General features: G+C 43.1%; 29 protein-coding genes and 1 riboswitch. Of the genes, 2 read left to right on the top strand and 27 right to left on the bottom strand.

The window, feature by feature from the left end; translation table 11 throughout:
* Positions 1 to 7 precede the first annotated feature (7 nt).
* The 25 genes from LG336_RS25080 to flgB all read right to left on the bottom strand — a co-directional run bounded on the left by LG336_RS25080 (position 8) and on the right by flgB (position 20,734).
* Positions 8 to 436: a YaaR family protein gene (locus LG336_RS25080; RefSeq protein WP_404330195.1), complete on the bottom strand. Its 429-nt coding sequence runs from the start codon at positions 434 to 436 to the stop codon at positions 8 to 10.
* A 15-nt stretch (positions 437 to 451) separates the two neighbouring features.
* The gene (locus tag LG336_RS25085) at positions 452 to 934 is read right to left on the bottom strand and encodes a DUF6115 domain-containing protein (RefSeq protein ID WP_404330196.1); all 483 of its coding nucleotides are present in this window, start codon (positions 932 to 934) and stop codon (positions 452 to 454) included.
* Positions 935 to 969: 35 nt separating this feature from the next.
* On the bottom strand, positions 970 to 1,746 hold the full coding sequence (locus tag LG336_RS25090; RefSeq protein ID WP_404330197.1) for a FliA/WhiG family RNA polymerase sigma factor: 777 nt from the start codon (positions 1,744 to 1,746) through the stop codon (positions 970 to 972).
* A gap of 89 nt (positions 1,747 to 1,835) precedes the next feature.
* On the bottom strand, positions 1,836 to 2,693 hold the full coding sequence (locus LG336_RS25095) for a MinD/ParA family protein (RefSeq protein ID WP_404330198.1): 858 nt from the start codon (positions 2,691 to 2,693) through the stop codon (positions 1,836 to 1,838).
* The gene (flhF, locus tag LG336_RS25100) at positions 2,690 to 3,886 is read right to left on the bottom strand and encodes a flagellar biosynthesis protein FlhF (RefSeq protein ID WP_404330199.1); all 1,197 of its coding nucleotides are present in this window, start codon (positions 3,884 to 3,886) and stop codon (positions 2,690 to 2,692) included. The genes LG336_RS25095 and flhF overlap by 4 nt, the downstream gene beginning before the upstream one ends.
* Before the next feature lies 1 nt (position 3,887).
* Positions 3,888 to 5,918, bottom strand: a complete 2,031-nt coding sequence (gene flhA, locus LG336_RS25105) for a flagellar biosynthesis protein FlhA (RefSeq protein WP_404333281.1) — start codon at positions 5,916 to 5,918, stop codon at positions 3,888 to 3,890.
* Positions 5,919 to 5,940: 22 nt separating this feature from the next.
* Positions 5,941 to 6,996, bottom strand: a complete 1,056-nt coding sequence (flhB, locus tag LG336_RS25110; RefSeq protein ID WP_404330200.1) for a flagellar biosynthesis protein FlhB — start codon at positions 6,994 to 6,996, stop codon at positions 5,941 to 5,943.
* A gap of 3 nt (positions 6,997 to 6,999) precedes the next feature.
* Complete coding sequence (fliR, locus tag LG336_RS25115; RefSeq protein ID WP_404330201.1) at positions 7,000 to 7,776, bottom strand: flagellar biosynthetic protein FliR; 777 nt, start codon at positions 7,774 to 7,776, stop codon at positions 7,000 to 7,002.
* 10 nt (positions 7,777 to 7,786) lie between these two features.
* Positions 7,787 to 8,056 carry a flagellar biosynthesis protein FliQ gene (gene fliQ, locus LG336_RS25120; RefSeq protein ID WP_404330202.1) on the bottom strand — a complete coding sequence of 90 codons (270 nt, stop codon included), beginning with the start codon at positions 8,054 to 8,056 and terminating at the stop codon, positions 7,787 to 7,789.
* Between the two features lie 19 nt (positions 8,057 to 8,075).
* Positions 8,076 to 8,765 carry a flagellar type III secretion system pore protein FliP gene (gene fliP, locus LG336_RS25125; protein ID WP_404330203.1) on the bottom strand — a complete coding sequence of 230 codons (690 nt, stop codon included), beginning with the start codon at positions 8,763 to 8,765 and terminating at the stop codon, positions 8,076 to 8,078.
* Positions 8,762 to 9,394: a flagellar biosynthetic protein FliO gene (locus LG336_RS25130; protein ID WP_404330204.1), complete on the bottom strand. Its 633-nt coding sequence runs from the start codon at positions 9,392 to 9,394 to the stop codon at positions 8,762 to 8,764. The genes fliP and LG336_RS25130 overlap by 4 nt, the downstream gene beginning before the upstream one ends.
* A gap of 26 nt (positions 9,395 to 9,420) precedes the next feature.
* Entirely contained in the window at positions 9,421 to 10,443 is a 1,023-nt protein-coding gene (gene fliN, locus LG336_RS25135; RefSeq protein WP_404330205.1) for a flagellar motor switch protein FliN, read from the bottom strand.
* On the bottom strand, positions 10,440 to 11,414 hold the full coding sequence (gene fliM, locus LG336_RS25140; protein ID WP_404330206.1) for a flagellar motor switch protein FliM: 975 nt from the start codon (positions 11,412 to 11,414) through the stop codon (positions 10,440 to 10,442). Before fliM ends, fliN begins: the two co-directional genes overlap by 4 nt.
* A 15-nt stretch (positions 11,415 to 11,429) precedes the next feature.
* Positions 11,430 to 11,645, bottom strand: coding sequence for a flagellar FlbD family protein (locus LG336_RS25145; RefSeq protein WP_404330207.1), 216 nt, complete (start codon positions 11,643 to 11,645; stop codon positions 11,430 to 11,432).
* 51 nt (positions 11,646 to 11,696) lie between these two features.
* Positions 11,697 to 12,515: a flagellar hook-basal body complex protein gene (locus tag LG336_RS25150; protein ID WP_404330208.1), complete on the bottom strand. Its 819-nt coding sequence runs from the start codon at positions 12,513 to 12,515 to the stop codon at positions 11,697 to 11,699.
* Positions 12,516 to 12,555: 40 nt separating this feature from the next.
* Positions 12,556 to 13,014: a flagellar hook capping FlgD N-terminal domain-containing protein gene (locus tag LG336_RS25155; protein WP_404330209.1), complete on the bottom strand. Its 459-nt coding sequence runs from the start codon at positions 13,012 to 13,014 to the stop codon at positions 12,556 to 12,558.
* A 19-nt stretch (positions 13,015 to 13,033) separates the two neighbouring features.
* Positions 13,034 to 14,299, bottom strand: coding sequence for a flagellar hook-length control protein FliK (locus LG336_RS25160; RefSeq protein WP_404330210.1), 1,266 nt, complete (start codon positions 14,297 to 14,299; stop codon positions 13,034 to 13,036).
* Positions 14,296 to 14,754 carry a flagellar export protein FliJ gene (gene fliJ, locus LG336_RS25165; RefSeq protein ID WP_404330211.1) on the bottom strand — a complete coding sequence of 153 codons (459 nt, stop codon included), beginning with the start codon at positions 14,752 to 14,754 and terminating at the stop codon, positions 14,296 to 14,298. Before fliJ ends, LG336_RS25160 begins: the two co-directional genes overlap by 4 nt.
* A 2-nt stretch (positions 14,755 to 14,756) precedes the next feature.
* On the bottom strand, positions 14,757 to 16,070 hold the full coding sequence (gene fliI, locus LG336_RS25170; protein ID WP_404330212.1) for a flagellar protein export ATPase FliI: 1,314 nt from the start codon (positions 16,068 to 16,070) through the stop codon (positions 14,757 to 14,759).
* Entirely contained in the window at positions 16,067 to 16,849 is a 783-nt protein-coding gene (locus LG336_RS25175; RefSeq protein WP_404330213.1) for a FliH/SctL family protein, read from the bottom strand. The genes fliI and LG336_RS25175 overlap by 4 nt, the downstream gene beginning before the upstream one ends.
* On the bottom strand, positions 16,842 to 17,855 hold the full coding sequence (gene fliG, locus LG336_RS25180; RefSeq protein WP_404330214.1) for a flagellar motor switch protein FliG: 1,014 nt from the start codon (positions 17,853 to 17,855) through the stop codon (positions 16,842 to 16,844). The genes LG336_RS25175 and fliG overlap by 8 nt, the downstream gene beginning before the upstream one ends.
* Positions 17,856 to 17,866: 11 nt before the next feature.
* The gene (gene fliF, locus LG336_RS25185) at positions 17,867 to 19,492 is read right to left on the bottom strand and encodes a flagellar basal-body MS-ring/collar protein FliF (RefSeq protein WP_404330215.1); all 1,626 of its coding nucleotides are present in this window, start codon (positions 19,490 to 19,492) and stop codon (positions 17,867 to 17,869) included.
* A 25-nt stretch (positions 19,493 to 19,517) separates the two neighbouring features.
* Positions 19,518 to 19,814: a flagellar hook-basal body complex protein FliE gene (gene fliE / locus LG336_RS25190; RefSeq protein ID WP_404330216.1), complete on the bottom strand. Its 297-nt coding sequence runs from the start codon at positions 19,812 to 19,814 to the stop codon at positions 19,518 to 19,520.
* 69 nt (positions 19,815 to 19,883) lie between these two features.
* Positions 19,884 to 20,327 (bottom strand): flagellar basal body rod protein FlgC, encoded by a 444-nt coding sequence (flgC, locus tag LG336_RS25195; RefSeq protein ID WP_404330217.1) that lies wholly within the window; start codon positions 20,325 to 20,327, stop codon positions 19,884 to 19,886.
* A 5-nt stretch (positions 20,328 to 20,332) separates the two neighbouring features.
* Complete coding sequence (gene flgB / locus LG336_RS25200) at positions 20,333 to 20,734, bottom strand: flagellar basal body rod protein FlgB (RefSeq protein ID WP_404330218.1); 402 nt, start codon at positions 20,732 to 20,734, stop codon at positions 20,333 to 20,335.
* A 361-nt stretch (positions 20,735 to 21,095) separates the two neighbouring features.
* Positions 21,096 to 21,181: riboswitch (cyclic di-GMP riboswitch) on the bottom strand.
* 223 nt (positions 21,182 to 21,404) lie between these two features.
* Here flgB and LG336_RS25205 point away from each other — a divergent pair.
* Entirely contained in the window at positions 21,405 to 22,238 is an 834-nt protein-coding gene (locus LG336_RS25205; protein ID WP_404330219.1) for a flagellar hook-basal body protein, read from the top strand.
* 16 nt (positions 22,239 to 22,254) lie between these two features.
* Positions 22,255 to 23,097, top strand: coding sequence for a flagellar hook-basal body protein (locus LG336_RS25210; RefSeq protein ID WP_404330220.1), 843 nt, complete (start codon positions 22,255 to 22,257; stop codon positions 23,095 to 23,097).
* A gap of 51 nt (positions 23,098 to 23,148) precedes the next feature.
* On the opposite strand, the gene flgL is transcribed toward LG336_RS25210, so the two are convergent.
* Positions 23,149 to 24,030 (bottom strand): flagellar hook-associated protein FlgL, encoded by an 882-nt coding sequence (gene flgL / locus LG336_RS25215; protein WP_404330221.1) that lies wholly within the window; start codon positions 24,028 to 24,030, stop codon positions 23,149 to 23,151.
* A gap of 26 nt (positions 24,031 to 24,056) precedes the next feature.
* Positions 24,057 to 25,544: a flagellar hook-associated protein FlgK gene (gene flgK / locus LG336_RS25220; protein WP_404330222.1), complete on the bottom strand. Its 1,488-nt coding sequence runs from the start codon at positions 25,542 to 25,544 to the stop codon at positions 24,057 to 24,059.
* Positions 25,545 to 25,681: the final 137 nt, after the last annotated feature.

A 25,681-nucleotide genomic window follows, 5' to 3' on the forward strand; every position in this document is an offset into this window, starting at 1 on the left:
TCCCCCACTACATGTATAAATTAATGAGTAAGCCCTTGATTTCTCCAATTAAGCCAAGAACTTCCAGTCCATGTTTTTCATTATTCATGACTTCATCTTGGAGTTCAAGCAATTTTTGGTCGACGATTTCAACAAGTTGATGAGTTTTCATATGGCCATTCGGGTGTTGGCTTTGTTTCTCGGATAATTGCAAACCACCATTCATCACTTCGCCAATAAACTCTTGAACAATTTTCTTATAATCTCGTAGATTTTCGATTGTTCGATGTTGAACGAGTAGTTGGCCTTGTTTTTCCAGACGGCCTAGGGTTTGTTCAAGCTGCAGCTTAGTCTGGGATTGGCTCATCATTCTGAAAAAGGAGCTAGCTGGTTTGCTTTCCACTGGCCCTTTTTGGAGCTGACCGACCGGAAAGCTCGTCTGCCTTTCAATTCGCACGAGAAGCACCTCATTTTATCTAGGGAGTATCTGTCGTTTTTTCAACAAATTGATGATCAGCTCAACTTCGCCATCTTCCATTTGCAAGACCTTGGCGATTTGTCGGGGTGAAAAACCTTGTTTAAATAACTGCTGGACGCTTTCTTCATCCTGAATCTGATTGCTTGGTAAACTAGCATGTGGCGGAAGTTCGCCCTTTTGATCATCAGAAGGCCCTTCAAATTCCAGCTTTTCTTCCAATAAACGAATTTTCTCTTCCAATATTGGAATTCTTCCATCTGCACCATGTTGGTTTGTTTTTACATAGTGAACGATCTTTTGATAAAGGTTATCATTTTCGGTTTCTATTTTTAATATAAAATGTTCTACACTTTGCTGAATGGTTTGTACATCTTTCTCCGTATCGGAATCATTTCTCTTTTTGCTCTGGATCAGCATCAGGAGTGAAAGAATATTTAATAAAATGCTCAATCCGATACTTACCGAAATCCAATCCATGCTGTTCACCTACACCTTTTTCAAATCTTCCTAAGTTAATAGTTTTCCTGAATCGATAAAATCGCCGAATTTAACCGGAGAATCGCTTTTGAATGCAGCTGCGAGATGCGGGAAACACTCAAACCTAGAACTTCGGCAATTTCCGTTAATTTTAATTCTTCAAAATAACAAAGGGTCACAATCAACTTTTCCTTTTCTGGCAAACGGTCAATCGCTTTTGCCAAGGCCTCTTTCAATAGTTGTTCGTATAAATGAGCTTCTGGCGATTCTGCCTGCTCATTTTTAATCGCATTGGATCTTCTTACTAGGTCATTTTCACCGTCCTGAACCGTCTCATCCGTGGAAATCATCGTCGACAAAGCCGCTTCGGATACCGTTTTGTTCAATTCCGCTTTCGTGATTCCTAAATGTTGACACACATCTTCATCGGTAACAGACCTTCCATTCTGTTGTGCTAAAACCGCATAGGCCTTTTCAACCTTTTTCACTTTTTCTCTCACAGACCTAGGAAGCCAGTCACTTTGCCTGAGACCATCAATGATGGCCCCTTTCACTCTCCAGTTTGCATAGGTTTCAAATTTGAAATCCCCATCCAAATGGAACTTATCAATCGCATCCAGTAAGCCTTCATAAGCATAACTTCGGATGTCATCCTTATGGACCGTTTTCGGCAGGCTAATCATAAAGCGCTGGATGACATAGTCCAACACATGATGGTATTTCTTGACTAAATAATCCCCCGCCTCTGGATTGCGCTCGGCCTTCCACATTTTCCATTGTCTGAGGTCTTCTTTTGACAGGTTATTTTTCAAAAGGGCTTCACCACCTCTGATAAAATATGGCTGCAACACGCTTGTTTAAGCAGGTTGATGAAAGACGGAGCCACCGCCGCTAAAACCGATTATATAGATAGCATTTTTAATAAGAACCCTTTTACCCCAAGCTTAAAAGGAACAGGTAGCTGCAGATATTCATAGGTTACTTGTTCAACAGCTTTTGAGGCAGGGCAGTTCGGAAAGGCGAGGAAGAACGGCATTTGTTTTTTAACCGAACTTGTGACATGGGCATCACTCGGGATAAAGCCAAGGTGTTCAATCCGTTTATTTAAAAACTGCTCCGTTACTCTTTTAAAATTATCAGCTGTTTGAATGCCTTCCTTTTCACTGGTGCATTGATTCACCATCAGTTTTATATGAATATTTCGGTCTCTCGCGTAAACCATTTTGACAACCGCATAAGCATCCGTAATCGCGGTTGGTTCCGGCGTAGTCACCAAAATGACATCATCTGCAGCCATGATAAACCGCAAATTTTCAACAGAGAGTCCTGCGCCAGTATCAAGAATAATATAGTCGACATGACCTTGAAGCGAGCTCAATTGTGTAAAAAAGGTATTCAGTTTTGCTTCATCTAAACGAAACATGTCATGAAACCCGGTACCCCCTGAAATGAACCATAAGCCGTTCGGCCCCTCCTCGATAATGTCCCAAACAGACAGCTCCTTCTCAAGCATCGTCGCAATGCTTTCCTTTGCTGACCGACCTAATAAGACATCAACATTGGCAAAGCCTAAGTCCACATCAAAGAGCAGGACCTTCTTGTTTTGCTTCACCAGACTTAACGCGAAATTTAACGCAAAGTTGGATTTTCCGACGCCACCTTTTCCACTTGTAACAGCAATAATCCTTGTCTTTCTTTGCTCCTTTACCGGTTTCGATTGGCGGACCCTTTCTCTCAACCGTTTTGCTTGATCCATCATTCTAAACCGTCTCCCAATAAGAAGTTTGTAAGTAGCGCAGGTGTAACCTCAACAATATCATCGGGGACATTTTGACCAGTGGTGATATAACGCAAGGGAATCGAGTATTCGTACATTACATTGACAATCGCTCCAAAGGAACTTGTCTCATCCCTTTTCGTTAAAATCAGCTGGTCAATTTTGACCGATTGAAAACTTTCAATGATTTTCTTCATGTCACCGTATTTAGAAGTCAGGCTTAGTACTAAATTGGTTTGGATTTTCCCTTGATCAGAAAGAAGCAATTCCAGTTCGTTCATATACTGTTGTTGCTGATAATTCCGCCCGGCCGTATCCATTAAAATCACATCGCAGGAATTCAGGGCAGACATCGCTTGCTTCATATCAGCAGGAGTCTGGACCACTTGAATCGGGATATTTAATATCCCAGCATATGTTTTTAATTGTTCTACCGCAGCAATGCGATAGGTGTCCGACGTAATGAGACCGACCTTTTTGTTCTCGTTTAAAAGATAATCCGCGGCAATTTTAGCGATGGTCGTGGTTTTACCGACCCCAGTCGGCCCGACGAAACAAATGATTTCGCTTCTTTTTGTTTCAGGCATCTTTTGATGAGCATAAATAAACTTGACGACTTCATTCCTTGCCAAATGATTCACTTGTTGTCGGGTATATTCGGGATTCTGACTCACCATTACCATCAACTTGCCCAACAACTCCGAACGGATTTCTGGAGTGAGTTCCTGACGGACGAATTGCGTATGAATGGTTTGGACAGCTTCTGGCAGCCTGTCTTCCTCTATTACCTGGACCATCATTTTCTTCAGATCTTTTAGCTCATTCATGAGTTCACTCGTCAAATGCTTATCCTCTTTAGTTTGAGGATGATGGACCTTGGCGCTCATCACCATTTCTCTGTCTTCTGATAATTGATCTTTCAGACTCACCTGCTCACGAACAAGCGAAGAACGTACGCCCTCTCCCTGTACTTTCTGTTCTGGCTGTCGTTCGCGAACCATTGGCTTCGTTTCAATCGCCGCAATAATTTCGAGTTTTTCTTTCCTAAAAAACCCTAAAAAGCCGCGTGTTTTCACTTTTTTTGTATTTAAAATCAGCGCGTCCTCTCCTAGGTCTTTTTTGATTTGCAGCATCCCTTCAGGCAGGGTGTTAACCGTATATGTTTTTAACCTCATTTTATAGATTCACCACTCCGACACTTTGAATTTCAATATCTGGTTCTAATTCATTGTAAGAAAGGATGGTAAGGTCCGGCAGATAGCGCTCTAAGAATTGACGGACATACATGCGAATCGCAGGGGATGTCAGCAATACTGGCTGAACACCAGAGGCTTGGAGCTGGCCAGCCTGTTCGGCAATTTTTTGATAGATGATCTGTGAGGTTTCAGGATCAAAAGATAAATAGGTTCCCTGCTCCGAGCGGTGTACAGATTCCGCCACTTTCTTTTCGAAGCTAGCACCGGCTGTCATCACCTGTAATGCCTGATTTTGATTGGCATATTGCAAGGTAATCTGTCTTGAAAGAGCCTGTCTCACGTATTCAGTCAATACATCAATATCTTTCGTTTGCGGGGCATAATCCGCCAACGTTTCTAAAATCACAACCAAGTTGCGAATCGATACCTTTTCTCTCAGAAGCTTCATTAATACTTTTTGGACTTCGCCGATGGTCATCATTTGTGGAATTAACTCTTCAACAACCGCTGGTGAGTGTTCCCGGACATGTTCGATCAATGCTTTCACTTCTTGTCTGCCAATTAATTCCTGAGCATGGCGCTTAATGACCTCCGTTAAATGCGTGGACACGACAGAAGGCGGGTCGACAATGGCATAGCCGGATAGCTCCGCTTCTTCTTTCATTTCTTCGTTTACCCACAGTGCTGGCATCCCAAATGCTGGTTCAACGGTCTCGATTCCAATAATCGCCTCGTCATCAATGCCAGGGCTAATGGCTAAATAATGATCAAGCATGATCTCCCCGGATGCCACTTTGTTTCCTTTTATTTTAATGGTGTATTCATTTGGTTGAAGCTGAATATTGTCACGGATGCGAATGACTGGAACAACAATCCCCAATTCAAGCGCCATTTGTCTTCGAATCATAATCACGCGGTCTAATAAATCTCCGCCTTGATTTTTATCGGCAATCGGAATTAACCCATAGCCAAATTCGAATTCAATATAATCCACTTGTAGAAGGTCCATCACGCTTTCAGGACTTTTTAGTTTTTCAAGCTCTTGGGTTTCGTTGACGGTTTCAGTCTTTTCCGTTTCCTCTGAGCTAAGCGACTGCTGCATTTTATACCCGCCGAAAGCGACTAGACCCGCAATCGGTAAGATCAAAAATAGATTGATTGGGGTAAAGACCGCTAGTAAAACAAGGGTTCCAGCAACGATATACAAAAGCTTTGGGTAGGCAAAAAGCTGGTTGGTGATGTCCGTCCCTAAATTGCCATCAGAAGCTGCTCTGGTGACAACAATTCCTGTCGCCGTGGAAATTAACAAGGCTGGAATCTGGCTGACCAAACCATCTCCTATCGATAGAAGCGTAAACAGGTTTGCCGCTTCACCAAATGACATTTGATGAACGACTATCCCAATCAATAATCCTCCGAGAATATTAATTAGCGTAATGATAATCGACGCAATGGCATCTCCCTTAACAAACTTACTGGCACCATCCATCGCTCCATAAAAATCAGCTTCCCGACTAACCTTCTCTCTTCGTTTTCTCGCTTCGACTTCAGAAATCATTCCTGCACCAAGGTCTGCATCAATACTCATTTGCTTTCCTGGCATCGAATCGAGGGTAAAGCGCGCGGCGACCTCAGCGACACGTTCCGATCCTTTGGTGATGACTAGAAACTGAATAATCACCAGAATCAAGAAAACCATCAACCCAATAATCGGACTGCCCCCAACTACAAAACTCCCAAAGGTTGCAACCACCTCGCCTGCTGTTTGATTGGTCAAGATGGACCGGGTGGTTGAAACATTAAGTCCCAGTCGAAACAAGGTCGTTAACAGCAACAACGACGGAAAGATGGAAAACTGCAGCGCCTCTTTTGTATTCATGGCCACAAGAATAATCGTTAACGAAAGGCTGATATTAATCAAAATTAAGAGATCCAATAAAAGTGGTGGAAGAGGAATGACCATCATAACGACAATCATAATGACCGCCAGTAAGACGGACAGATCTTTCATTTTCAAAGCAACTTACTCCTCCCTAACGAATTTTTCCTTTTAGTCGATACACATATGCTAAAACCTCTGCGACCGCCTGGAACAATTCCTCTGGAACAGAATCCCCAATATCGACTTGATGATATAGTGCACGGGCAAGTGGTTTATTTTCCATCATCACAATATTTAATTCTTTCGCTTTTTCTTTTATTTTTAAGGCTAGATGATCCTTCCCCATTGCAATCACCATCGGAGCCTCCATCGTTTCGGCATCATATTGAATCGCAATCGCATAATGGGTCGGGTTGGTAATCAGAACATCTGCTTTTGGTAAGTCCTGAATCATTCGATTCATACTCATTTGGCGTTGTTTTTCTTTTATCTTTGATTTAATAAGAGGATCTCCCTCCGACTTTTTCATTTCATCTTTAATATCCTGTTTGGACATACGAATGCTTTTTTCGAATTCAAATTTTTGATACAAATAATCCAGTATCGATAAGAATAATAGAATCATAGCAACAGCTAGCCCCATCTGAACCGTAAGACCAGCCAAATAGGCTAGTGAGTGACCAATACTTTTTTGCGAAAGCAAGAACAACTCATCTAATCCCCGCCACAAGACTACAAAAGTGGCTGAAGCAACAATAACAACCTTTAATAACGATTTAAGTAATTCGACTAAACTGCGAAGCGAGAAAATTCGCTTGGCACCTGAAATTGGATTAATCTTTTCGAGCTTCATTTTTAACGGCTCTGCCGTAAACAGCGAACCAATTTGAACATAATTCCCCAGAACACCAAACACGAGGGCAACCACCGCAATCGGCAGCATCAGCTTAAAGCTCTCAAAGGTGACCAGTTCAAACAAATTTTGAATGCTTTGCGGCGTCAGCTCCAAGCCGATGGACTGTTGGAAATGATGCCGAAACATCGCTAGAACTCTTTCAAGCATTCCTTCCCCCATAAAAGAGAGCAATAAAAATCCCCCAAGCATAATCAGCGCTGATGGTACTTCCGCGCTTTTTGCCACTTGACCTTTTTTCTTTGAATCTTGCCGCCTCTGGGGGGTTGCTTTTTCTGATTTTTCACCTGCCATGTTTTACGCCCCTAATAACTTGATTAACTCTGCCATACTGACAATGATCTTTTCAAATAAGCTTTGCAATATAAAGAAGAAAAACGGCATAACCAGTAGTAACATAATAAACCCGGCAAAAATTTTGACTGGAAAACCAACCGCAAAGATATTTAATTGTGGAACCGTTTTGGCTAAAATCCCAAGCGCAACATCGATTAAAAAAACCGCTCCGACCACCGGCAAGGCGATTTGTACCGCAATCAAGAACATTTGTAAAAATAAAGTGCTCATAAAGCGAGCCATTTCACCGCTTTCGAGTGAGAACGAGACCGTTTCTATCGGGACAAATTGAAAGCTCCTCATCACACCATCCAACATGAGATGATGTCCGTCGACAATGAGTAAAAATAACAAAGCTAGCGTGTATTTAAAATGACCAATCATCGGAACCTGTGCACCTGTTTGCGGGTCCATCACATTGGCAAGGGCAAAGCCCATTTGGAAATCAATAAATGCCCCCGCAACCTGAACGGCATATAAGAGCAAGGCTGCCGTAAACCCCAGCGCAACCCCAATGAATACCTCTTTTGCAATCAAAAACAGATAATATCCATCAATTAAAATAACCGCTTCACTCGTACTGGCTGAAATAGCAAACAAAGTCAGAAAGAAAGCAAGACCGATTTTAAACTGAGTTGGAACGCCCCTCATCGAAAACACCGGAGCAATTAGGAAAAACGAAGTCACCCGAACGAGCATTAGGAGAAAATATGGCAGCATCTCAAGAATGATAGTCATGCCGACTTCACTACCCAATTAAATGTGGAAGGCTTTGGAACAAGTCCCTCGTGTAGTCCAATAAAATCGTTAACATCCACGGGCCAAAGACAACAATGGAAATAAAGACGGCTAAGATTTTCGGTATAAAGGCAAGGGTTTGTTCCTGGATTTGGGTCATCGCTTGAAACACACTGACAAGCAGTCCTACTGCCAGTGCAATCAAAAGCATAGGAGCAGCGATGATGATAATGGTATAAATCGATTGTTCGGCGAGGTGAATGACCAAATCTGGCGTCATACGGGTTCCATCCCTTCATTTAAAAGCTGACAAGCAGCGATTCTACAATTAGGTACCATCCGTCCACAAGGACAAATAATAAAATTTTAAACGGCAGCGAAATCATGACCGGAGGAAGCATCATCATCCCCATGGCCATCAATGTACTAGCCACTACCATATCAATGACTAAAAACGGAATAAAAATGACAAAGCCAATTTGGAAAGCCGTTTTCAACTCACTAATGGCGAATGCCGGAATCAAGGCTGTCAACGGAATATCATCGATACTGTCAGGCTTTTCTAACTCGCCATATTTAAAGAACAAAGCCAAATCCTTTTCCCTTGTATGCTTTGCCATAAATCCCTTAATGGGCATAATCGCTGTATCAAGTGCATCATCCTGGGCCATCTCCCCAGCTAAATAAGGCTGCAAGGCCGTTTCATTGACTTCCGAAAAAACGGGAGCCATCACAAAAAAGGTTAAAAACAGCGCGAGCCCAATCAGCACCTGATTTGGCGGCATCGACTGCGTTCCTAACGCTGTCCGCACGAACGACAAGACAATGACAATCCGTGTGAAACACGTGAGCATAATTAAAATTCCCGGAGCGAGCGACAAAATCGTTAACAAGAACAATAACTGTAGCGTCACACCAACACCTTCAGGAGCATCTGTCCCAAGATTGATTCCAGGAATCATAAGGGAAAGCAGAAGTTCGTCCATCATCTATCCCTGCCCTCCCGATCGTTTTCAAACAGATCATGCTCTACTTGATGTTGTTTTTCCTTTTGTTTCTTCAAGCTTGTTTGAAACAACTGCTCGAATCCCTGACCGGGGCTCTGGTTTGCTGGTTGTTTCGCCGAGCCAAATATGGAACTGGAGAAAAACACTGGTTTTTTCTGCTCGGCATCGAAGGAGCCAAGTTCCTCCTCATTTGAAAACTCTTTAATTAACGTGATTTGATCGGCAACTCCAAGCAAATACACGTTTCCACCCACTTTTACCAGCTGCAACGACTTATTGTTTCCTAAGGCCGTTCCGCCAATCAACTGGATGGCTTGATTAGGTTGCAGTTTCTTTTGTCTTGATGCCAAAAATTTAATTAGCGCATAAATCATGACAACAATGAGGAGGGTATAAAAGAGGAGCTGTCCGATTAACAAGATTGGACTCTTTGCTTTCCCATCGTTCCGTTCTGAATTACTTATAGGATCTGTTTCGACTGGTTGTCCATCAAGCTGCTCCTCATTAAGCCAGTCCAATACATTCGGCTCTTCAGCTTCCACTGAAATGGAGCTGCCGACAAATAGGAACCAGCAAATCGCGAAACCAACTATAACTGCTTTTCGAATCAAACTTGATGCACTCCTTAGCAAGTCCATTACCGAAGCTTGGAGATTCGATCCATAGGGCTTAAAATATCCGTTACCCTTACCCCGAAATTGTCATCAATGACCACGACTTCTCCAACCGCAATTAACTTATTGTTTATTAAAATATCCACGGGTTCACCCGATAGTTTATCAAGCTCAATAATCGATCCTGGAGAAACCTCCAAAATCTCTTTCACCATTTTCTTTGTACGTCCTAGTTCGACCGTTACCTGAAGAGGAATATCTAGCAAAAGATCGATATTATTCGGTTCTGTCTGTTGGGATGGACTCTCATCAAATGATGAAAATTGGACAGATTGTATATTTAGGTTTGGTGTTTGGTTTTGGCTCATTGTTGGTAACTCCACCTCCTTATTCGTCTCATTCATCGAACCGGTTACAACTTCTACGATTTCTTCGGCTGTTTCAACTGGAAGACAAATCGTAAAGCCTAGATTTTCTTGGCTGCTGGTTAGGATTGAAAAGGATGCATGAACAAATGCTTCCGCTTCGGAAAACTTTCCAACTGAAAGTTCATCCTCGCTGCCTTCAATTAAATCTACTCTAGATAAGGTATGGGCAAGATCCAATTCCAATATGGACGACATCGAATCACTGATTGCCGCGAATACTTTCCCAAACACTTCTTGAACAACCTGAAAAAGAGACTGGTTTTCTTCTTCAGCTAAAGGGACATTCATCTTTCGAGCAATGTTCACAACTGTTTCTTTATGAATAAAAAGAAACTGACGTCCATTCACTTCTCCTGAATAGTTCCCTACTCCTATAAAAGACGGATATCTAATCTCTGCTTTCTGTTTAACGGAAAGCTCTGGCCCCGAAATCGATACTTGTTCATCAAAAAGGCTTGTCAGCACACCTGATGCACTTCCAAATGAAACACTGAAGATTTCCGCTAAAACTTCCGTTTCATACGAAGACAAGGTTGGAACCGAAACATTCTCGCCTTCGCGCTTTTGTGGACCTAATAAGCCACTTATTTCATCCGGAGATAGTCCTTTAATGGTCATTCGAAATCATCTCCCTCGTCCATAACATCGGTAACTTGTACAGCCACTCTACCTTTTGAAATCCCAGGCTGAGCGAAAAACTTTCTTTTCTGATCAACGAACACCGTAATCGGCGCTTGGAAGGTTTCATTCAAACGGATGACATCATCTTTTTTAAGTTGAAGAAACTCACTAATATCAATCGATGACTGGCCGAGAATCGCTTTCACTTCCAGCTTTGTTCGTTGTAATTTTCGTTCTAATACTTCTACTTCATGGCTTTCGGCCGCCTTTTTCTGTGTTGCCAACCAATGACGGGCCGATAACTTGGGAAGAACCTGTTCCAACACGACATGCGGCAAGCAAATATGCATGGTTCCGGCCTCTTCCCCAATAATGGTATGGAGCGAAACGGATATGACGGTCTCATTAGGCGGTACCATTGTTAGAAACTGGGGATTGACTTCAATCTCTGTCAACTCAGGAATTACCTTCTCCACCGAATCCCAAGCTTCCTGAAAGCTATTTAAGGCTCTCATAAAAACTCTGCGAATCACCCCGATTTCAATTTCCGTTAAATCAGGGTGATGTGCCGCAACCTTGCCTTGACCACCAAGCAATCGATCAAGCATGGTATAGGATATAGTGGGCGGAACGACCATGACCATGTTCCCTTCAAGCGGCGGTGCTTTAAAAATACCTAAAATCGATTTTTTTTCGACATTCTGAATGAATTCCTCATAAGTACACTGGACCACTTCAGAAACAGAAATTTGGACAAATGTCCGAAGCTGAGTTGAAAAATAGGATGTTAACAGCCTGGCACAGTTTTCATGAATTCTAGTTAACGTCCGAATCTGATCTTGCGAAAAGCGCATCGCATTTTTAAAGTCATACGTTGTGACTTTTTTTCCTGTTCGAACTCCATCCTGTTTGATTGCAACAGGTGAGCGAAGGAGTTCCCCATTCGATGTGGAATGAAAGTTATTCAAGACTTACCTACCCCCTCATTCATTCCGATTTGGTTCTTGCAGACTAGATAGAAGGTTTATTTTTTGATAAAAATCCGTCACTTTACGAGTCACTTCAGCAGAAGTTTCCAGGACATGCACCTTCTTGCCTGATAGTAAAGTGATCACTGTATCTGGGGTTGATTCAATTCTTTCAATATAAATGGCATTTAAGGTCAAGGTTGATTGATTTAATCTTGTTAATTGGATCATGTTATGAAGAGACGAGCGGGAAGAATCCCACTCCGTCTTCCCCTCCTATTTTTATCGTTTCAAGTTCACAACTTCTTGCAGGATTTCATCGGATGTCGTAATAATTCGGGAATTGGCCTGGAAGCCACGTTGAGCCACAATTAGTTCTGTGAATTCTTCGGTGAGGTCCACATTGGACATTTCTAACTGACCAGAAACAACTTCTGTATTGGCCGTTTTCGCCGTCATAAGATCGGTGTTGTCAATGACCCCATTTTCATCCGCACTCATCGTCATCTCATATAAAGACCCACCCACTTTACTAAGGCCGGCTGGATTTTCTGGTTTGACAATGGCTAGTGTCGCAATGAGTTCCTCTTGCCAGGTTGTTGAATTTTTCCCGTAAATCTCACCTGCACGGTTAATGGTGTAAGAATCGAATTGTTCTGGATCAATCGTGATTGGTCCGAATGTATTATCATTTGCTCTTAGACCCACCACATTGTAGCCCTGCGTGGTGAGCAGCTGACCACCTTTATCCACCACAAGGTTACCTGCACGCGTTAAATACGATTCAGGAGCTCCATCGTCTTGTCCTTTTTGAACAACAAAGAATCCATCGCCCATGATTGAGACATCGCTATTGACTCCTGTTGTCATCAGGGAGCCTGGGGTATGGAGAACATCAATGGAAGAAGTCGTGTTCCCTAGCCCAACCTGCATCGGGTTTACGCTGCTATTCGATAAATTTTGACTTAACAAATCTTGAAAGTTGATGCGGCTTTTCTTATATCCGACCGTATTCACATTGGCAATATTGTTCCCGATCACATCTAGTTTCGTTTGAAACCCTTTCATCCCTGACACACCTGAATACATGGAACGAAGCATATTTATTTCCCCTTTCGTTTTTACTAATCCGTTATGGGGATTAGATTACGTCATTTTCTTTCCTGTCTTGTTCAATCCGCTGAATATGAGCGATAGGAACACCAGTGTCATGATTCTCAAGCTCCACCGTCAGCTCCCCATTTTTAAGGGCCAACGCTTTTACAATGCCCTCGCCTGACTGAACCTGCCCATTGATTATTTGCTCCCAATAGACGGTTGTCCCGAGTAAATCCGCATGGTCGGTTAATTTCTGATTTCCTTGTAGTCCAATCAACTGATTCATCGATTGATTTAAATTCGTTAATTGTTCCAAACTGGTAAACTGGGCCATTTGCCCAATAAATTCGGTATCTTTTAATGGTTCCATCGGATCTTGATTTTTTAATTGAGTAACTAAAATTTTAAGGAAGGCATCTTTGCCAAGGCCGTTTTGTGACTCTGTTTGCTTGGAAGCCGCAACATTTTGACTTGTTCCTGCGCTTACACCACTTACGTTCATAAGGCCATCTCCTTTCAAGCTAGATTGTATAATTCACTTGCACAGACCCATCCGCAAAAGGCTGACGATCTGTAGCGGCTTCTTCCTCCGTCAAAAGATAGGCATTTCCATTCCGTGGTGAAATACCCTGCCTATGCTGTTGTTGAGAGAACCGCTGTTCAGGATGGGCATGCTGCTGTCCAAAGGATTGTTGTGATGGTTGGTGCGCAATTTCAATTTTCTCAACGGGAACCCCCTGCTGGATAAGCGAATTCCGCAGCTGTTGAACTTGAAGGTCCAAAGCCTCCTTTGCCGTGAGGCTAGCTGTGAAAATTTGCGCTGTGATCTTCCCATCAATGGAGGTCAACCGAATATCTAGGTGTCCTAGATGCTCCGGAAAGATATTTACCCTTAACTGAGTACCCTCAAGTGTGGAATGCAAACGATACGTTCCTCCAAAGATTTCGCTTAAATCCTCAATGAAATGGCTGAACCGGACAAAGGATGATTGGGGACTCGATTCTACCCTTTGCGCCACTTGACTGCCTTGAGCACCCTGTACAGCACTTACGGTGATTCCTTGACTATTCGGTTGGTCTGGATTTTGCTCGAGCGTGAGCAAGCTATTTCCGCGCTGAAGTTGCCCATGGGCTTCTCCTAACGGCAGAGAAAATTCTATTTTTAAGGGTTGTCCAGTCATTTGTTCTTGTTCGATTCCTTGAGCCATGTCCTCCATCAGAAAGGTTAACCGCTGAAAAAGCGTTACGATGGATTCACCTTGCTTAAAAGGAACCGTCTGCTGAACTCTTTCAAGCTGTGTCTTTACTAGATTGATTGCCTGTTCAAAATCACGATTAAATTTATTTAAAAAGTTTTTTTCATCTACCCCCATAAAAGGAAGAGGCTCTGCGAATTCTTTAGTTGAAAAAGCGATTAATGCGTTACGTTCACTCTCAAGCTGTTGGGTGTTTGTCTCAGAAGACTGGTTTTCTAGCTGCTGAACAAGGAGATCTGATATTTTTTGAGATAGTAGTTGTAGCACCGATGAGAGCATTCCCATCTCTTCGGCTGACAAAGAATCTTTTGGCTGTTCTTGTAAAACGTTCAAGGCTTCTTCGGTCGCTTTCAGGACTTCCTCTAACTCGTCTCTATTGACCTTTTCCTGGTCAGAAGAGGTAGAGTGAAAAACCTTAGAAAAAGCAGACTCCTCATTTGTTTGCTGGACAACGTTTTTAGATTGGAACGAATTCTTCGCTTGGCGAACTGGCGCTTGGAAAGAGATGCTTACTGTGTCTATGGATTTCACCCTCTTTCGGTCGATAATGCCCGGTAAAATCGATTGGCGGCCATCTCGTCAAATAAGGCCTGTTCTGATTGTTTCATTTCCTGGTCAAACTGCTTTCGCCGTTGATTCTTTAAATTAAGCCAGGTTTTTTCTTCTTGGACTTTGACGCACAAATGGCTCTGTGTCTGAACCACATGGGTATCTAGTCGTTCAAGATCACGTTCCGCAGATAAGAGCTGGTTTTTCAACTGATCGATGTAATTTTCTAGCATTCTTAATTCAAAGATATTGACACCATCTAGTTGTTTTTGATTTTTTTCATTCTCGACTTCGATGATTTTTTGATAGATTTCTTGGTTTTTGCGGAGACTTTCCTCCTGCTTTTTAATGGCCTCAGCCATTTGGATTTGTGCAAAATCTTTTTCATTCTCTTTTAAATCTAGGATTCTTTGAAATGGATAATGAAAAGTGGCCACGTTTATCCTCCAAACTGCTGGATTAATAGGTTGATATTTTCGTCAAACTTCGTATGTTCATACATATCTTGTTGTAAGTACTTTTTGATGAGCGGATAAAAACGAATCGCATCATCGATTTCCTTGTTTGTTCCGCTTTTATACGCGCCAATATGAATCAGGTCCTCAGAGGTTTCATAGGAAGCGAGCAGTTTTTTAAACTGAACGGCAGCCTTTTGGTGATCTTCCGGAATCAGATCATGCATGACACGACTGACACTTGAAAGCAGATTAATCGCTGGAAACTGTCCTTTTTGAGCAATTTTCCGATCTAGGACAACATGACCGTCGAGGATGCCCCGAACAGCATCGGCAATCGGTTCATTCATGTCATCGCCATCAACCAAGACAGTATAAAAAGCGGTAATCGAACCATGGGTAGATGTCCCAGAGCGTTCCAACAGCTTAGGCAGCAAGGCAAAAACACTTGGGGTATAGCCTTTGCTTGTAGGAGGCTCACCGACTGCGAGACCGACTTCGCGCTGGGCCATGGCAAATCGGGTGACAGAGTCCATCATCAGCATGACGTTTTTTCCTTGATCTCGAAAATATTCAGCAATCGATGTGGCAGTCAAAGCAGCTTTTATTCGTTGCAGCGGCGGTTGGTCGGAAGTAGCGACCACTAGCACGGATTTTTTTAAGCCTTCCGGGCCTAAATCCCGTTCGATAAAATCACGGACTTCCCGTCCCCGTTCGCCAACCAGAGCGATGACGTTCACATCTGCTTCTGTATTACGGGCAATCATGCCCATCAATGTACTTTTGCCAACACCACTGCCAGCAAACACGCCAATGCGCTGACCTTGTCCGACCGTCAGCAACCCGTCAATGGCTCGGATGCCAACCTCTAAAGGCTTTGTGATTCTAGGTCTTTTCAAAGGATTTGGCGGTTGATTATTGGTTGAGTAGTTCTTTAAACCCTTTGGAAGTTGACTTTCATCTAATGGGTTTCCTGTTCCATCAAGAACCTTCCCTAAGATGGACGGCCCTACTTTGATTTGCAGGGGAACTCCTGTTGCGACCACTAGGCACCCTGGTCCAACTTGTGCTAAATCCCTTAACGGCATCAGCAAAATTTTATTATCCCGGAAGCCGACCACTTCCGCTTCAATTGGCCTGCCAGTTTCGGTTGGATAGAGCAAGCAAAGTTCGCCGATTTTCGCTTTCGGCCCCTTTGATTCAATGGTCAACCCAATCACTTGCGTCACTTTTCCATGTTTTTTAATTGGTTGGATCTCCTCTAATAACGGGAGATACTCATCTTTCTCCAGGATCATGAGTTTGTCTTCTCCTCACAATAAGCCAGTAAGTGCTGTTTGATTTCTTCAAGCTGGCTTGTTACCGTGACATCATAGGACCCGCTCTCTGTGTGAATCATGCAGCCGCCTTTTGTGAAATGGGGAACCGGAATCACTTTTAACTCGGAATCAGGACCAACATATGGTTTTAATTCATCCATAAACGGAAGCAGAACCGGATAATCTTCAGGAGCCATCTGAATCACAACATCTTCTTTCTCTTCGACTTGCTTTAACGCTTGTTTGACCAGGTTCAGCAATTGTTCGTTATGCTGTTTTAATTCTCCCTTGATGACCTTCTCAGCAATTTTTACGCTTAGCGACAAGAGAAACAATTCGGATTGTTGGATAATTTGATTTCTTTCTTCATAGGCTGTTTCAAGCAATTGCTGCATTTCCTGCCGTTTTTGTTGGAATTCCGCTTCCGCTTGAAGCATTCCCTGTTGAAACCCTTCTTGGTACCCTTGCTCTGAAGCCTCGTCTCCTAGTCTCTTTGCCTCAAGCTGTGCTTCTTCTTGTTTCGTCAGCCACCAATGTTCAATTTCAGCTTTGGCCTGGGCTCGCTCTGTTTCTAATTGAGTCTGCAATTGTTGAGATTGTTCTTGTAAAGCCACAATCTCCTGTTGTAAAAACTGTTTCTGTTGAATGGGACTCAGTTCATTCGGTGAATCTGTTGTGATCTTCACTTCAATCTTCTTTGTCCCAATTATTCTTTTTTCAACCTGCTCTCGGTGAGGAATGCGAAAGATATTAGACAATCACATCATCTCCCCCGCCTCGGGATACAACAATTTCTCCTTTTTCTTCTAGACTGCGAATCATCGTAACAATACGTGCCTGCGCATCTTCAACGTCTTTTAATTTCACAGGACCCATAAAGGCAATTTCCTCGCGGAGTGTTTCTGCTCGTCTTGTTGACATATTGCGGTAGAGGACATTTTGGACTTCCTCGCTAGCAACTTTCAACGCATAGGTCAAATCGGAATCCTCGATTTCTCGAAGAACACGCTGTATCGAGCGAGTATCAAGAGAAACAATATCCTCAAAGACAAACATGCGTTTCTTAATTTCTTCCACCAACTCGGGATCTTCTGATTCAAGCTCTGTAAGAATCGCCTTTTCCGTGCCGCGATCCACTTTGCTTAATACTTGAACAACTGCCTCAACCCCACCAGTGGAGGTGTAGTCGCGGCTACCTGTCGCAGTAAGCTTGCGTTCAAGGATTTGTTCAACCTGGTTAATGATTTCCGGCGATGTACTTTCCATTAACGCGATTCTTCGTGCCACTTCCGCCTGCTTTTCGGGGGGGAGCTGGGAAAGAATTTGCGATGATTGCCCTGCATCCAAGTACGATAAAACAAGCGCAATCGTTTGGGCATTTTCATGCTGTAAGATGTTTAAAAGTTGGTTTGGATCCGATCTTCTTGCTAAATTGAACGGTTTCACTTGTAAACGGGAGGTTAATCGTCCAATTGCCTCGATTGCTTTGTCTTTCCCTAACGCTTTTTCTAAAATGTCTTTGGCATAATCCAGCCCGCCTTCACTTATGAAGTCTTGTGCCAGAATCATTTCATAAAACTCATTCAATACTTGTTCGGTTTGGCTGCTGCTTAACTTTCGCACATTGGCAATTTCCATTGTTAAATGATCAATTTCTTGTTCAGATAATTGTTTAAAGACTTCGACCGAAACTTCTGGACCTAACGAAACTAACAGCACGGCTACTTTTTGAATGCCATTTAACTCTCTAATCCTTTTAGCCATGAGCAACACTCCTAATCTTGAGCCATCCAAGATCGCAACAATTTAGCAAAATCTTCAGGTCGTTCTTTTGCCAGCTTTTCAATGGTTTTTCGTTTTGGATTTGTTTTTGACGATAACTCAGATAAATCAATTTCCTCTTCTTCGGCCTGGTTCACTTGTGCCATTGGCTCTTCATACAAATCGAGCAGGAATTCCTCCTCCTCTTTCTTTCGTTTTCTTCTACGAAGGAAACCAGCAATCATCAAAATAATGAGCAATACAGCAATCCCTGCCCCAATCATCATTGGAACGTTCGAAAGCTGATCAAATAACGGTGGTTCCGTTTCTTCCACCACAACTTGCTTCCCTTGGAATTCTGTGGCAAAGACGGAAATGCGATTTTGAAGATCCTCATCTGTCATCAATGCACCATTCATGCTCAACGAATTACTCACAACATTGGTCAATAGATTTCGAATATCATCCATATTTTGCTGGGTTAAGCTTGCTGGGGTATTTGGGATCGGTGGTTCAACGCCGACATTAATGGTCAGGTCATCAATGACATAAGGGCTTAATTCAATTTGTCGATGGATTCGATTGACTTCACGGTTAATCCGCTCTTCTGTTCTTTCCGATTCGCTGTTTCCTACTCCATCCACACCCGGATAGTTTGCGATATCCGTGTTCCCTGTACTTGTTGCATCATTAACGACTCCACCTTCACTTGAGTAGGACTCGATAATTCGTTCCACACTTATATCAATGCCTTGATTGTTTTCATCGATAACCGGCTCAACTAGTTGTTCTTCCCGTTTTTCTTTTGTAAAGTCAACGCTAGCCATAACCGATACGACGACTTTATCACGGCCAAGAAGCAAGCCGAGCATTTGCTGCAATTCACGCTGAATATCTTGTTCGATATCCTTGCGAATTTCGCGCTGTTCTTGATATACCGAAAACGTTGTATCCGCTGGACCTTCATCTTGCATCGCATAGATTTGACCGTTTTGACCCATAATTACAATCTCATCCGTTGGTAAGTTGGGCACACTTTTACTGATTAAATGGTAAAGCCCATTGACTTGCTTTTGCTCCAATTGAAAAGATGGCTCTCCTTTGATGACAACCGAAGCGGTTGCCACTTGGGCTTCATCTGTAATCCAAATATTTTCCTTTGGCAGCGTAATCATTACATTGGCTTCACTGACACCAGCAATTTGTTTAATTAAGGTTGCAAGTTCATTTTGCATCGCATCCCGTTCGACCACATCAAATTGGCGATCGGTCATGCCCAATCCCATATTTTCGCTGAAAATGCTGTAATTGACATTTCCGCTCTTTGGAATTCCTTCAGCCGCTAAGGCTACCTTTAAATTGGACACTTGTTCATTCGGAACACTAATCGATTTTCCGTCTGGTGAAACTTCCACCATAATTCCCCGTTCTTCAATGGCTGCTTTGATTTCACCCGCCTCAGAAGGAGATAAACCCGAATAGAGCGGGGTAAGATTTGGTTTCGAAGCCATATAAACAAAGACACTTAAAATCACAAGGGTCACAACAAATGTCCCTACCAGTGACCATTTTGTTTTTCCTGAGAAACTGCTCCACGTCTCTACTGCTTTACTTTTAAATCTAAGTAATTTTTCTTTCATCTTTTCATCATCCTAATCAAGAGAATCAAACTTGCATTCTCATAATTTCTTGATAGGCTTCCACCACTTTATTCCGCGTTTGCACGGTCAGCTGCAACGACAGATTGGACTTTTGCCCAGCAATCATCACTTCATGAATATCTGTGCCTTCCCCCATGACCAACTGCTGGGTTTTCATTTGTGATTCCTTCTGAGCGGTATCCACCTCTTGCAGCGCTTTTTTAAATAAATCACCGAAACCGTCTACCTTCCTATCAGCCGCTGCTTTGGGAATCGCTTGACTTTGAATAAACGGGGTTTGAATGCTGCTTACATGATTCATCTCTTAACCTCCTGATGGCCCTCCTACTGGTGGAGCCGGTCTTTTCTAATTTTTCACCCAATAAATAAACTATCTCCCAATCTCTAAGGCTTTCATAAACATATTCTTTGAAGAATTTAAAGCCGTAACATTTGCTTCATACGAGCGGGTTGCCGACATGAGGTCAACCATTTCTTTTATTGGGTCGACGTTAGGTAGGCGGACATACCCATTTTCATCCGCATCAGGATGGGTTGGATCATATGTAAGCGGAAAGGGGGTTGGGTCTTTTTTAATCTGCGAAACCGCTACACCATTCCCTTTATTCATCGCCGTTTGTAGCTTTTGTTCAAATGGAGAAACACCTGTTTGTGTTAGCTCAACCGACTTTCTTCGGTAAGGTACCCATTCTCCATTTACAAGCTGAGCACGTGTTGTATTCGCATTGGCAATATTGGAAGAAACAACATCCATCCTCAAGCGATTGGCTGTCAAACCTGAAGCGCTAATATGAAAGCTATTGAATATACTCATCCCTTTTACCTCCCTTCATTGATCACTGTTCGTAAACTATTAAAATGGCCGTTCACCCGGTCGGTTACTGCGTTATACCATAATTGGTTCTTGGCCAACTGGGCCATTTCGTAATCCATATCCACATTATTTCCGTTCGGTTTAAACTTCGTTTCGTTGTTTGTGTTTATTTTGGGGTTAAATGCGGAATGTTCACTGCTAAACGGCAAATGCTTTTCGTTTGTTTTATAGCTCGTTACGGATTGATTCTCTAGGGCTTGTTGAAGTGTAGCTTGAAAGTCAACCGATTTACTCTTGTAATTAGGGGTGTCAACATTAGCGATATTCGAAGCGATTACTTTCTGTTTTAAAGTCGCGGCGGATAAAGCTTGCTCCAATTGCTGAAAAGATTGAGGAAAAATATTCATCTATGAACCTCCTTATTTGAAATGCGTAAGCGGCTCGTCCAACTCCGACAGGCATAAAACGCACCTGAAAAGAAGGCGCTCTTTGCCTTCCTTTCAGGGGTGGCTTATGACCCGAGGAGTTAGCCGCTGGAGCTGGACAATTGAAATGCGTAAGCGCCCTGCTCAGCGGCGTATGGCCTGGAGCTCTCCAACTGAGATAAAGGAAACACGAAGAGCCGGAGGCGCATTCGTGCTTGACTTATCGTAGAGCGAAGGGCGCTGGAGCTGGACAATTCTCTGAGTTCAAAGTTTTGTAGGTTTTAAGCACATAAAAAAGTCCACCCCGAAAAAGGGTGGACTGACAGAAAAATCCTACCATCTTTTCGGCAACCCGGCTACCATGTTCAAGTGAATGTAGGCCCGTGGCTTTGCGTCCTTCCCTTTCGAAGAAGTTTGCTATTATCGTGACGATCATATATAGTTTTTTCAAAATCTGCTAAATTTCGCTATTATTCGACAACTTTCTTATCAAGATTACCATCGCTGTAGAAAATTGTAAACTTTTTTTAATGAGATTGTAACATGCCTTTTGTACTAGTAATGAAGTCTTTTTTGTGACAGAAGCTAAAGTTTCTGAATCTCTTACCGATATATAAAGATAGAACCGTTATTTCGAAGGGAAGAAAACGAAATGTTTCGAGGTCTATATACGGCAACATCAGGAATGATGGCCCATAACAGAAAACAACAAGTTTTGACAAATAATCTGGCAAACGCCAATACACCCGGATTTAAACAGGATCAAACGGCTTTGCGTGCCTTTCCTGCTCAATTGATTCGGGCTATACAAACGGGCTCCTCTGACCACAATGGTCCCAAGAGCCCTTACATCGGAACCCTCCATACTGGTGTATATACCCAGGAAGGAATCCCTGCTTTTATGTCAGGTCCATTAAAAGAAACTGGAAATTCTACGGACTTGGCTCTGCTTGATGAAGCATTGCCAATGAATCCGGAAAAGGGAACACTGGTCTTTGCGGTGAATGCTTCAGACAACCAAATCCGTTATACCAAAAATGGACAGTTTACCGTTAATCAGGACGGAATCCTGACAACAAGTGAAGGGAATCCTGTCCTCAATCAAAACTTGCAACCCATTCAAGTCAATACTAAGGAATTTAAGGTAGTGGATGACGGTCAAATTCTCCTGCCCGACGGGACTAGGAACGGTCGAATTTGGATTGGATATACCGAAGAAACCAGACAATTCGTCAAAGAAGGGCATGGATTGTTACGGTGGGAAGGAAACCCGGAAGCTGGACCTCAAGCTGTTGACGAGATAGAAGGTTTAAACAACATCCGTACGCTTGTCAAACAAGGATTTATTGAACAATCGAATGTCGATGTAACCCAAACGATGTCTGAAATGATCACGACGTATCGCGGCTTCGAGTCAAACCAAAAAGTCATCCAGGCTTATGACCGCAGCATGGAAAAAACGGTAAATGATATTGGCCGGATTTAATAAGGGGGCCCATTAAATGAGCATTCAAATGAACACGGCAGCCAATACGATGCGTGAGCTGCAAAAAAAGATTGATGTTATTGCCAATAATATCTCGAATGTCAATACAACAGGCTATAAGCGCCAAGAGGCCAACTTTTCGGATACTCTTGTGCAATCCATGGAAAGACAAGCTCTTCTTAGGCACGAAGTCGGACGATCGACACCATACGGACTTCGTATTGGCACCGGGGCAAAACTCGCTCAAACAAGTCTCCACTCAGAACAAGGATCACTCAAGCAAACGGATCGGCCTCTTGATTTCATGATTCAAGGCAGCTCGGGCTTCTTTCGAGTGGCTTCAGAAGGAACGACGCTGTACACCAGAGATGGCTCCTTTCAATTGCAGCCTGTCTTAAATTCTGAGCAAGTGCGGCTTGTTACATCCTCGGGAGCTTCCGTACTCGATAGTAATCATCAGCCAATCGTGTTCGATGGAGACTATGACAGTATCAAGGTAAATAAAAATGGTGCGATGGACATTACCTTTACAAATCCAGCAAAACAACCTGCAGCCTTTCAGTTAAGCATCGTAAAAGTGGACCGGCCCAATCTGCTTGAGAAGGTTGGCGACAATCTCTATCAGCTTCCCGGAAATGAAGCCGAACAGATGGCGAATGGAACGTTACAAATCCTCAATTTAGCGGAGCAGACGGATGAATCTATTCAAGTTCGACAAGGTGCTTTGGAAATGTCTAATGTAGATATGGCAGAAGAAATGACCGAATTGATTGCAACCCAACGGTTAATTCAGTCTCAAGGAAGAGCGATATCTTTTGCAGATGATATGATGGGGCAGGTGAATACTCTGAGGGGGTAATAGCCTTCTGAAAGGAGCAGATCCTAAACAACGGGACCTGCTCCTCTCCTTTTATCTTATAAAATCTATTAAACTTGTCTGAATGATTTTCGCAGTGACGGATAGACTTGCCTGGTAGACACTTTCTTCACTTTTTAACTTGGTGATAGCCTCAGCATAATCCAAATCTTCGATTTTTGATAACATCGATTTCAATTGTATGTTGCTGTCTTTTAAGCGATTTCCAACGGCTTCTATACGCTCTGTGACAGCACCGACTTCAGCCCAAGTCGTTAAGATTCGATTCAAGCCTTTATCCAGGCCTTCAAGCGGCACGGGCTCCCCTGTACGGAGTGAAGCGGCCAAATTCTCCATTATTTTAAATAGATTCGAGTCATCTTCTACCGTTCCAAACAGCTTATCGGCCGTCACATTGACTTGAAAGGTGCTACCCTCCGCAATTGCAAAGGTCACAGGACCGGTATCAAACGAATTCGTCTGGTAAGAACCCTGCTCCGGATAAGGAGGTTGATCTGTTTTTTGACCGTTAAACAAATACTTCCCATTCACCTGTGAGTTTGCGAATTGACGAATCTGCTCTGATAGCTGTTCAACTTCCTTTGCCATAATGCTCTGGTCTTGTTCAGACAAAGTCTCACTGTTTCCTCGGACCGCTAATTCCCGTGCCCGATGGAGGATGTTTACCGTTTGATTGATCACTCGGTCCGTCTCATCGAGCCACATGGCAGCGTTGGTGGCATTCCGCTCATATTGCTCATTCGCTGCCATTGCACTTTTCAGATTCATAGACTTTGAGACAGCTACCGGGTCATCAGATGGGCGCAGAAGCTGTTTCCCGGTCGATACTTGCTGACTGATTTTATCAAAACGATTCAAATTCTGGTTCATCTGGCGAACGGAGCTTTGATGGAGCATCTGCTGTGTAATTCTCATTCAGTTTCCCTCCTATTCCCTACTGGTTAACGTGCTGCCATTCGATTAATGATGGTATCGAGCAGTTCGTCTGTGGTCGTTACAACCCTTGCAGCTGCATTATACGCATGTTGATACTTGATTAAGTTGACCATTTCCTCATCAAGGGAAACCCCAGTTGTCGATTGACGACGGTTATCGATGGCCATCAAAGCCGCTTCCTGATTCGCCATCGAACGGTTTGCTGCTTGGCTTTGGGAACCAAGCTCGCTCACCATCGATTCGAAAAACCGCTGAATGTTATGGGAATCCCCGGCGATTGTCACCTCTTGACCACGCAGTTTTCCAATCAGCTGGGCCAAATCGCCATTCCCACTGATGACCTTTTGTTGACCATTGATGGATTCACTGTTAAGCGAAGAAGCAATAAGAAGAACATCCTCTTTTACGGCCGGATTAACGGAAATCGAAGCGATTGAGAAATGATCTTCATCCCCTAAGAACAACGCAGCTCCGGGCTGTGCATGACCGCTTTCATCCTCCTTTAACGACCAACCTAATTGGTGCAGACCATTGATGCCCTTTACGGTTACTTGACTAGTCTGCCCAGCAGGTACGATCGTTCCATCTGCCAAAACACTGCCTGCTGGAACATCGACGGTCATTTCCCCAAAGACAAATCCCTCTACCAACTCAGTCAATTTCTGCTGGTAAGAGTCGACTGTCTTAAGCGATTCAATTGTCCCCAAAAGGCGACCTCCACTATTATTGCTGTGGACATCAAGCATTGAACCGATGTTTCCTCCCTCAACGAGAGCTGTACCATCAGAAGGTAATTTGATGTTGTACATTCCGTTTGCTTGCTCTTCAACCTCAATCGAAACCAGTTTCGAAAGCTCCTCCACGTATAAATCGCGTTGATCGAGCAAGTCATTCGCCTGGACACCTATTCGTTGAATACGTTGATTGATGTCAGCAATTTGCTTTAAATAATCGTTTGCTTCCTTTATATTTGCTGTTAATTGATCGCTTAAGTCGGTTTTTAACTGGGTCATTGATCGGTCGATGGACTGAGCTGTGTCGACAAAAGCTTGTGCCCTTTCTTTGACGACAGCACGTGCGGACAGACTATCTGGCTCACTCGCTAAGTCTTGCCATGCTCCCCAAAACTGATCCATCGCAGACCGAAGCCCGGTTTCGCTCGGTTCTTGGATAATGGTTTCAAGCTTTGCGAATGTATCCTGTTTAACCGACCATTCTCCATGTGTTGCCGATTGTTCGCGATATTGCCGGTCCAAAAAGCGGTCCCGAACGCGCGAAATCGACTCGACCGATACCCCTGAACCAAGCTGGCCAGGATTCACTTCACCGCTTGTCCAAACATTAAGAGAAGGTGAATTGGTTAATTGGACCTGTTGGCGTGAATAGCCTTTTGTATTCGCATTGGCCATATTATTCCCTGCTGTCGTTACCCCTGTTTGCCCGGCAAATAACCCGCGCTTCCCAAGTTCTAAACTATGAAAAGTTGAAACCATAAATTTCCCTTCCTTTTTAGCTCAAAGCTCAGCTTTTTCTATAAGGCTCTTTTCTCAAACTTGTTGCTTTTGAATATAAATTATTTGGAATACCTTCTATAACAATCGAAATAAAATTTCTAAAAAACACAACTGTT

Source organism: Mesobacillus maritimus, assembly GCF_044803185.1.
GTDB lineage: Bacteria > Bacillota > Bacilli > Bacillales > Cytobacillaceae > Mesobacillus_B > Mesobacillus_B maritimus_B.

Excerpts from the sequence above, each read along its gene's own strand:
- LG336_RS25085 (WP_404330196.1), bottom strand. The coding sequence starts at position 934 with ATGGATTGGATTTCGGTAAGTATCGGATTGAGCATTTTATTAAATATT.
- LG336_RS25095 (WP_404330198.1), bottom strand. The coding sequence starts at position 2,693 with ATGATGGATCAAGCAAAACGGTTGAGAGAAAGGGTCCGCCAATCGAAA.
- flhF (WP_404330199.1), bottom strand. The coding sequence starts at position 3,886 with ATGAGGTTAAAAACATATACGGTTAACACCCTGCCTGAAGGGATGCTG.
- flhA (WP_404333281.1), bottom strand. The coding sequence starts at position 5,918 with ATGAAAGATCTGTCCGTCTTACTGGCGGTCATTATGATTGTCGTTATG.
- flhB (WP_404330200.1), bottom strand. The coding sequence starts at position 6,996 with ATGGCAGGTGAAAAATCAGAAAAAGCAACCCCCCAGAGGCGGCAAGAT.
- fliR (WP_404330201.1), bottom strand. The coding sequence starts at position 7,776 with ATGACTATCATTCTTGAGATGCTGCCATATTTTCTCCTAATGCTCGTT.
- fliQ (WP_404330202.1), bottom strand. The coding sequence starts at position 8,056 with ATGACGCCAGATTTGGTCATTCACCTCGCCGAACAATCGATTTATACC.
- fliP (WP_404330203.1), bottom strand. The coding sequence starts at position 8,765 with ATGATGGACGAACTTCTGCTTTCCCTTATGATTCCTGGAATCAATCTT.
- fliN (WP_404330205.1), bottom strand. The coding sequence starts at position 10,443 with ATGACCATTAAAGGACTATCTCCGGATGAAATAAGTGGCTTATTAGGT.
- LG336_RS25145 (WP_404330207.1), bottom strand. The coding sequence starts at position 11,645 with ATGATCCAATTAACAAGATTAAATCAATCAACCTTGACCTTAAATGCC.
- LG336_RS25150 (WP_404330208.1), bottom strand. The coding sequence starts at position 12,515 with ATGCTTCGTTCCATGTATTCAGGTGTGTCAGGGATGAAAGGGTTTCAA.
- LG336_RS25155 (WP_404330209.1), bottom strand. The coding sequence starts at position 13,014 with ATGAACGTAAGTGGTGTAAGCGCAGGAACAAGTCAAAATGTTGCGGCT.
- fliI (WP_404330212.1), bottom strand. The coding sequence starts at position 16,070 with ATGATCCTGGAGAAAGATGAGTATCTCCCGTTATTAGAGGAGATCCAA.
- fliG (WP_404330214.1), bottom strand. The coding sequence starts at position 17,855 with ATGGCTAAAAGGATTAGAGAGTTAAATGGCATTCAAAAAGTAGCCGTG.
- fliF (WP_404330215.1), bottom strand. The coding sequence starts at position 19,492 with ATGAAAGAAAAATTACTTAGATTTAAAAGTAAAGCAGTAGAGACGTGG.
- fliE (WP_404330216.1), bottom strand. The coding sequence starts at position 19,814 with ATGAATCATGTAAGCAGCATTCAAACCCCGTTTATTCAAAGTCAAGCG.
- flgC (WP_404330217.1), bottom strand. The coding sequence starts at position 20,327 with ATGAGTATATTCAATAGCTTTCATATTAGCGCTTCAGGTTTGACAGCC.
- flgB (WP_404330218.1), bottom strand. The coding sequence starts at position 20,734 with ATGAATATTTTTCCTCAATCTTTTCAGCAATTGGAGCAAGCTTTATCC.
- LG336_RS25205 (WP_404330219.1), top strand. The coding sequence starts at position 21,405 with ATGTTTCGAGGTCTATATACGGCAACATCAGGAATGATGGCCCATAAC.
- LG336_RS25210 (WP_404330220.1), top strand. The coding sequence starts at position 22,255 with ATGAGCATTCAAATGAACACGGCAGCCAATACGATGCGTGAGCTGCAA.
- flgL (WP_404330221.1), bottom strand. The coding sequence starts at position 24,030 with ATGAGAATTACACAGCAGATGCTCCATCAAAGCTCCGTTCGCCAGATG.
- flgK (WP_404330222.1), bottom strand. The coding sequence starts at position 25,544 with ATGGTTTCAACTTTTCATAGTTTAGAACTTGGGAAGCGCGGGTTATTT.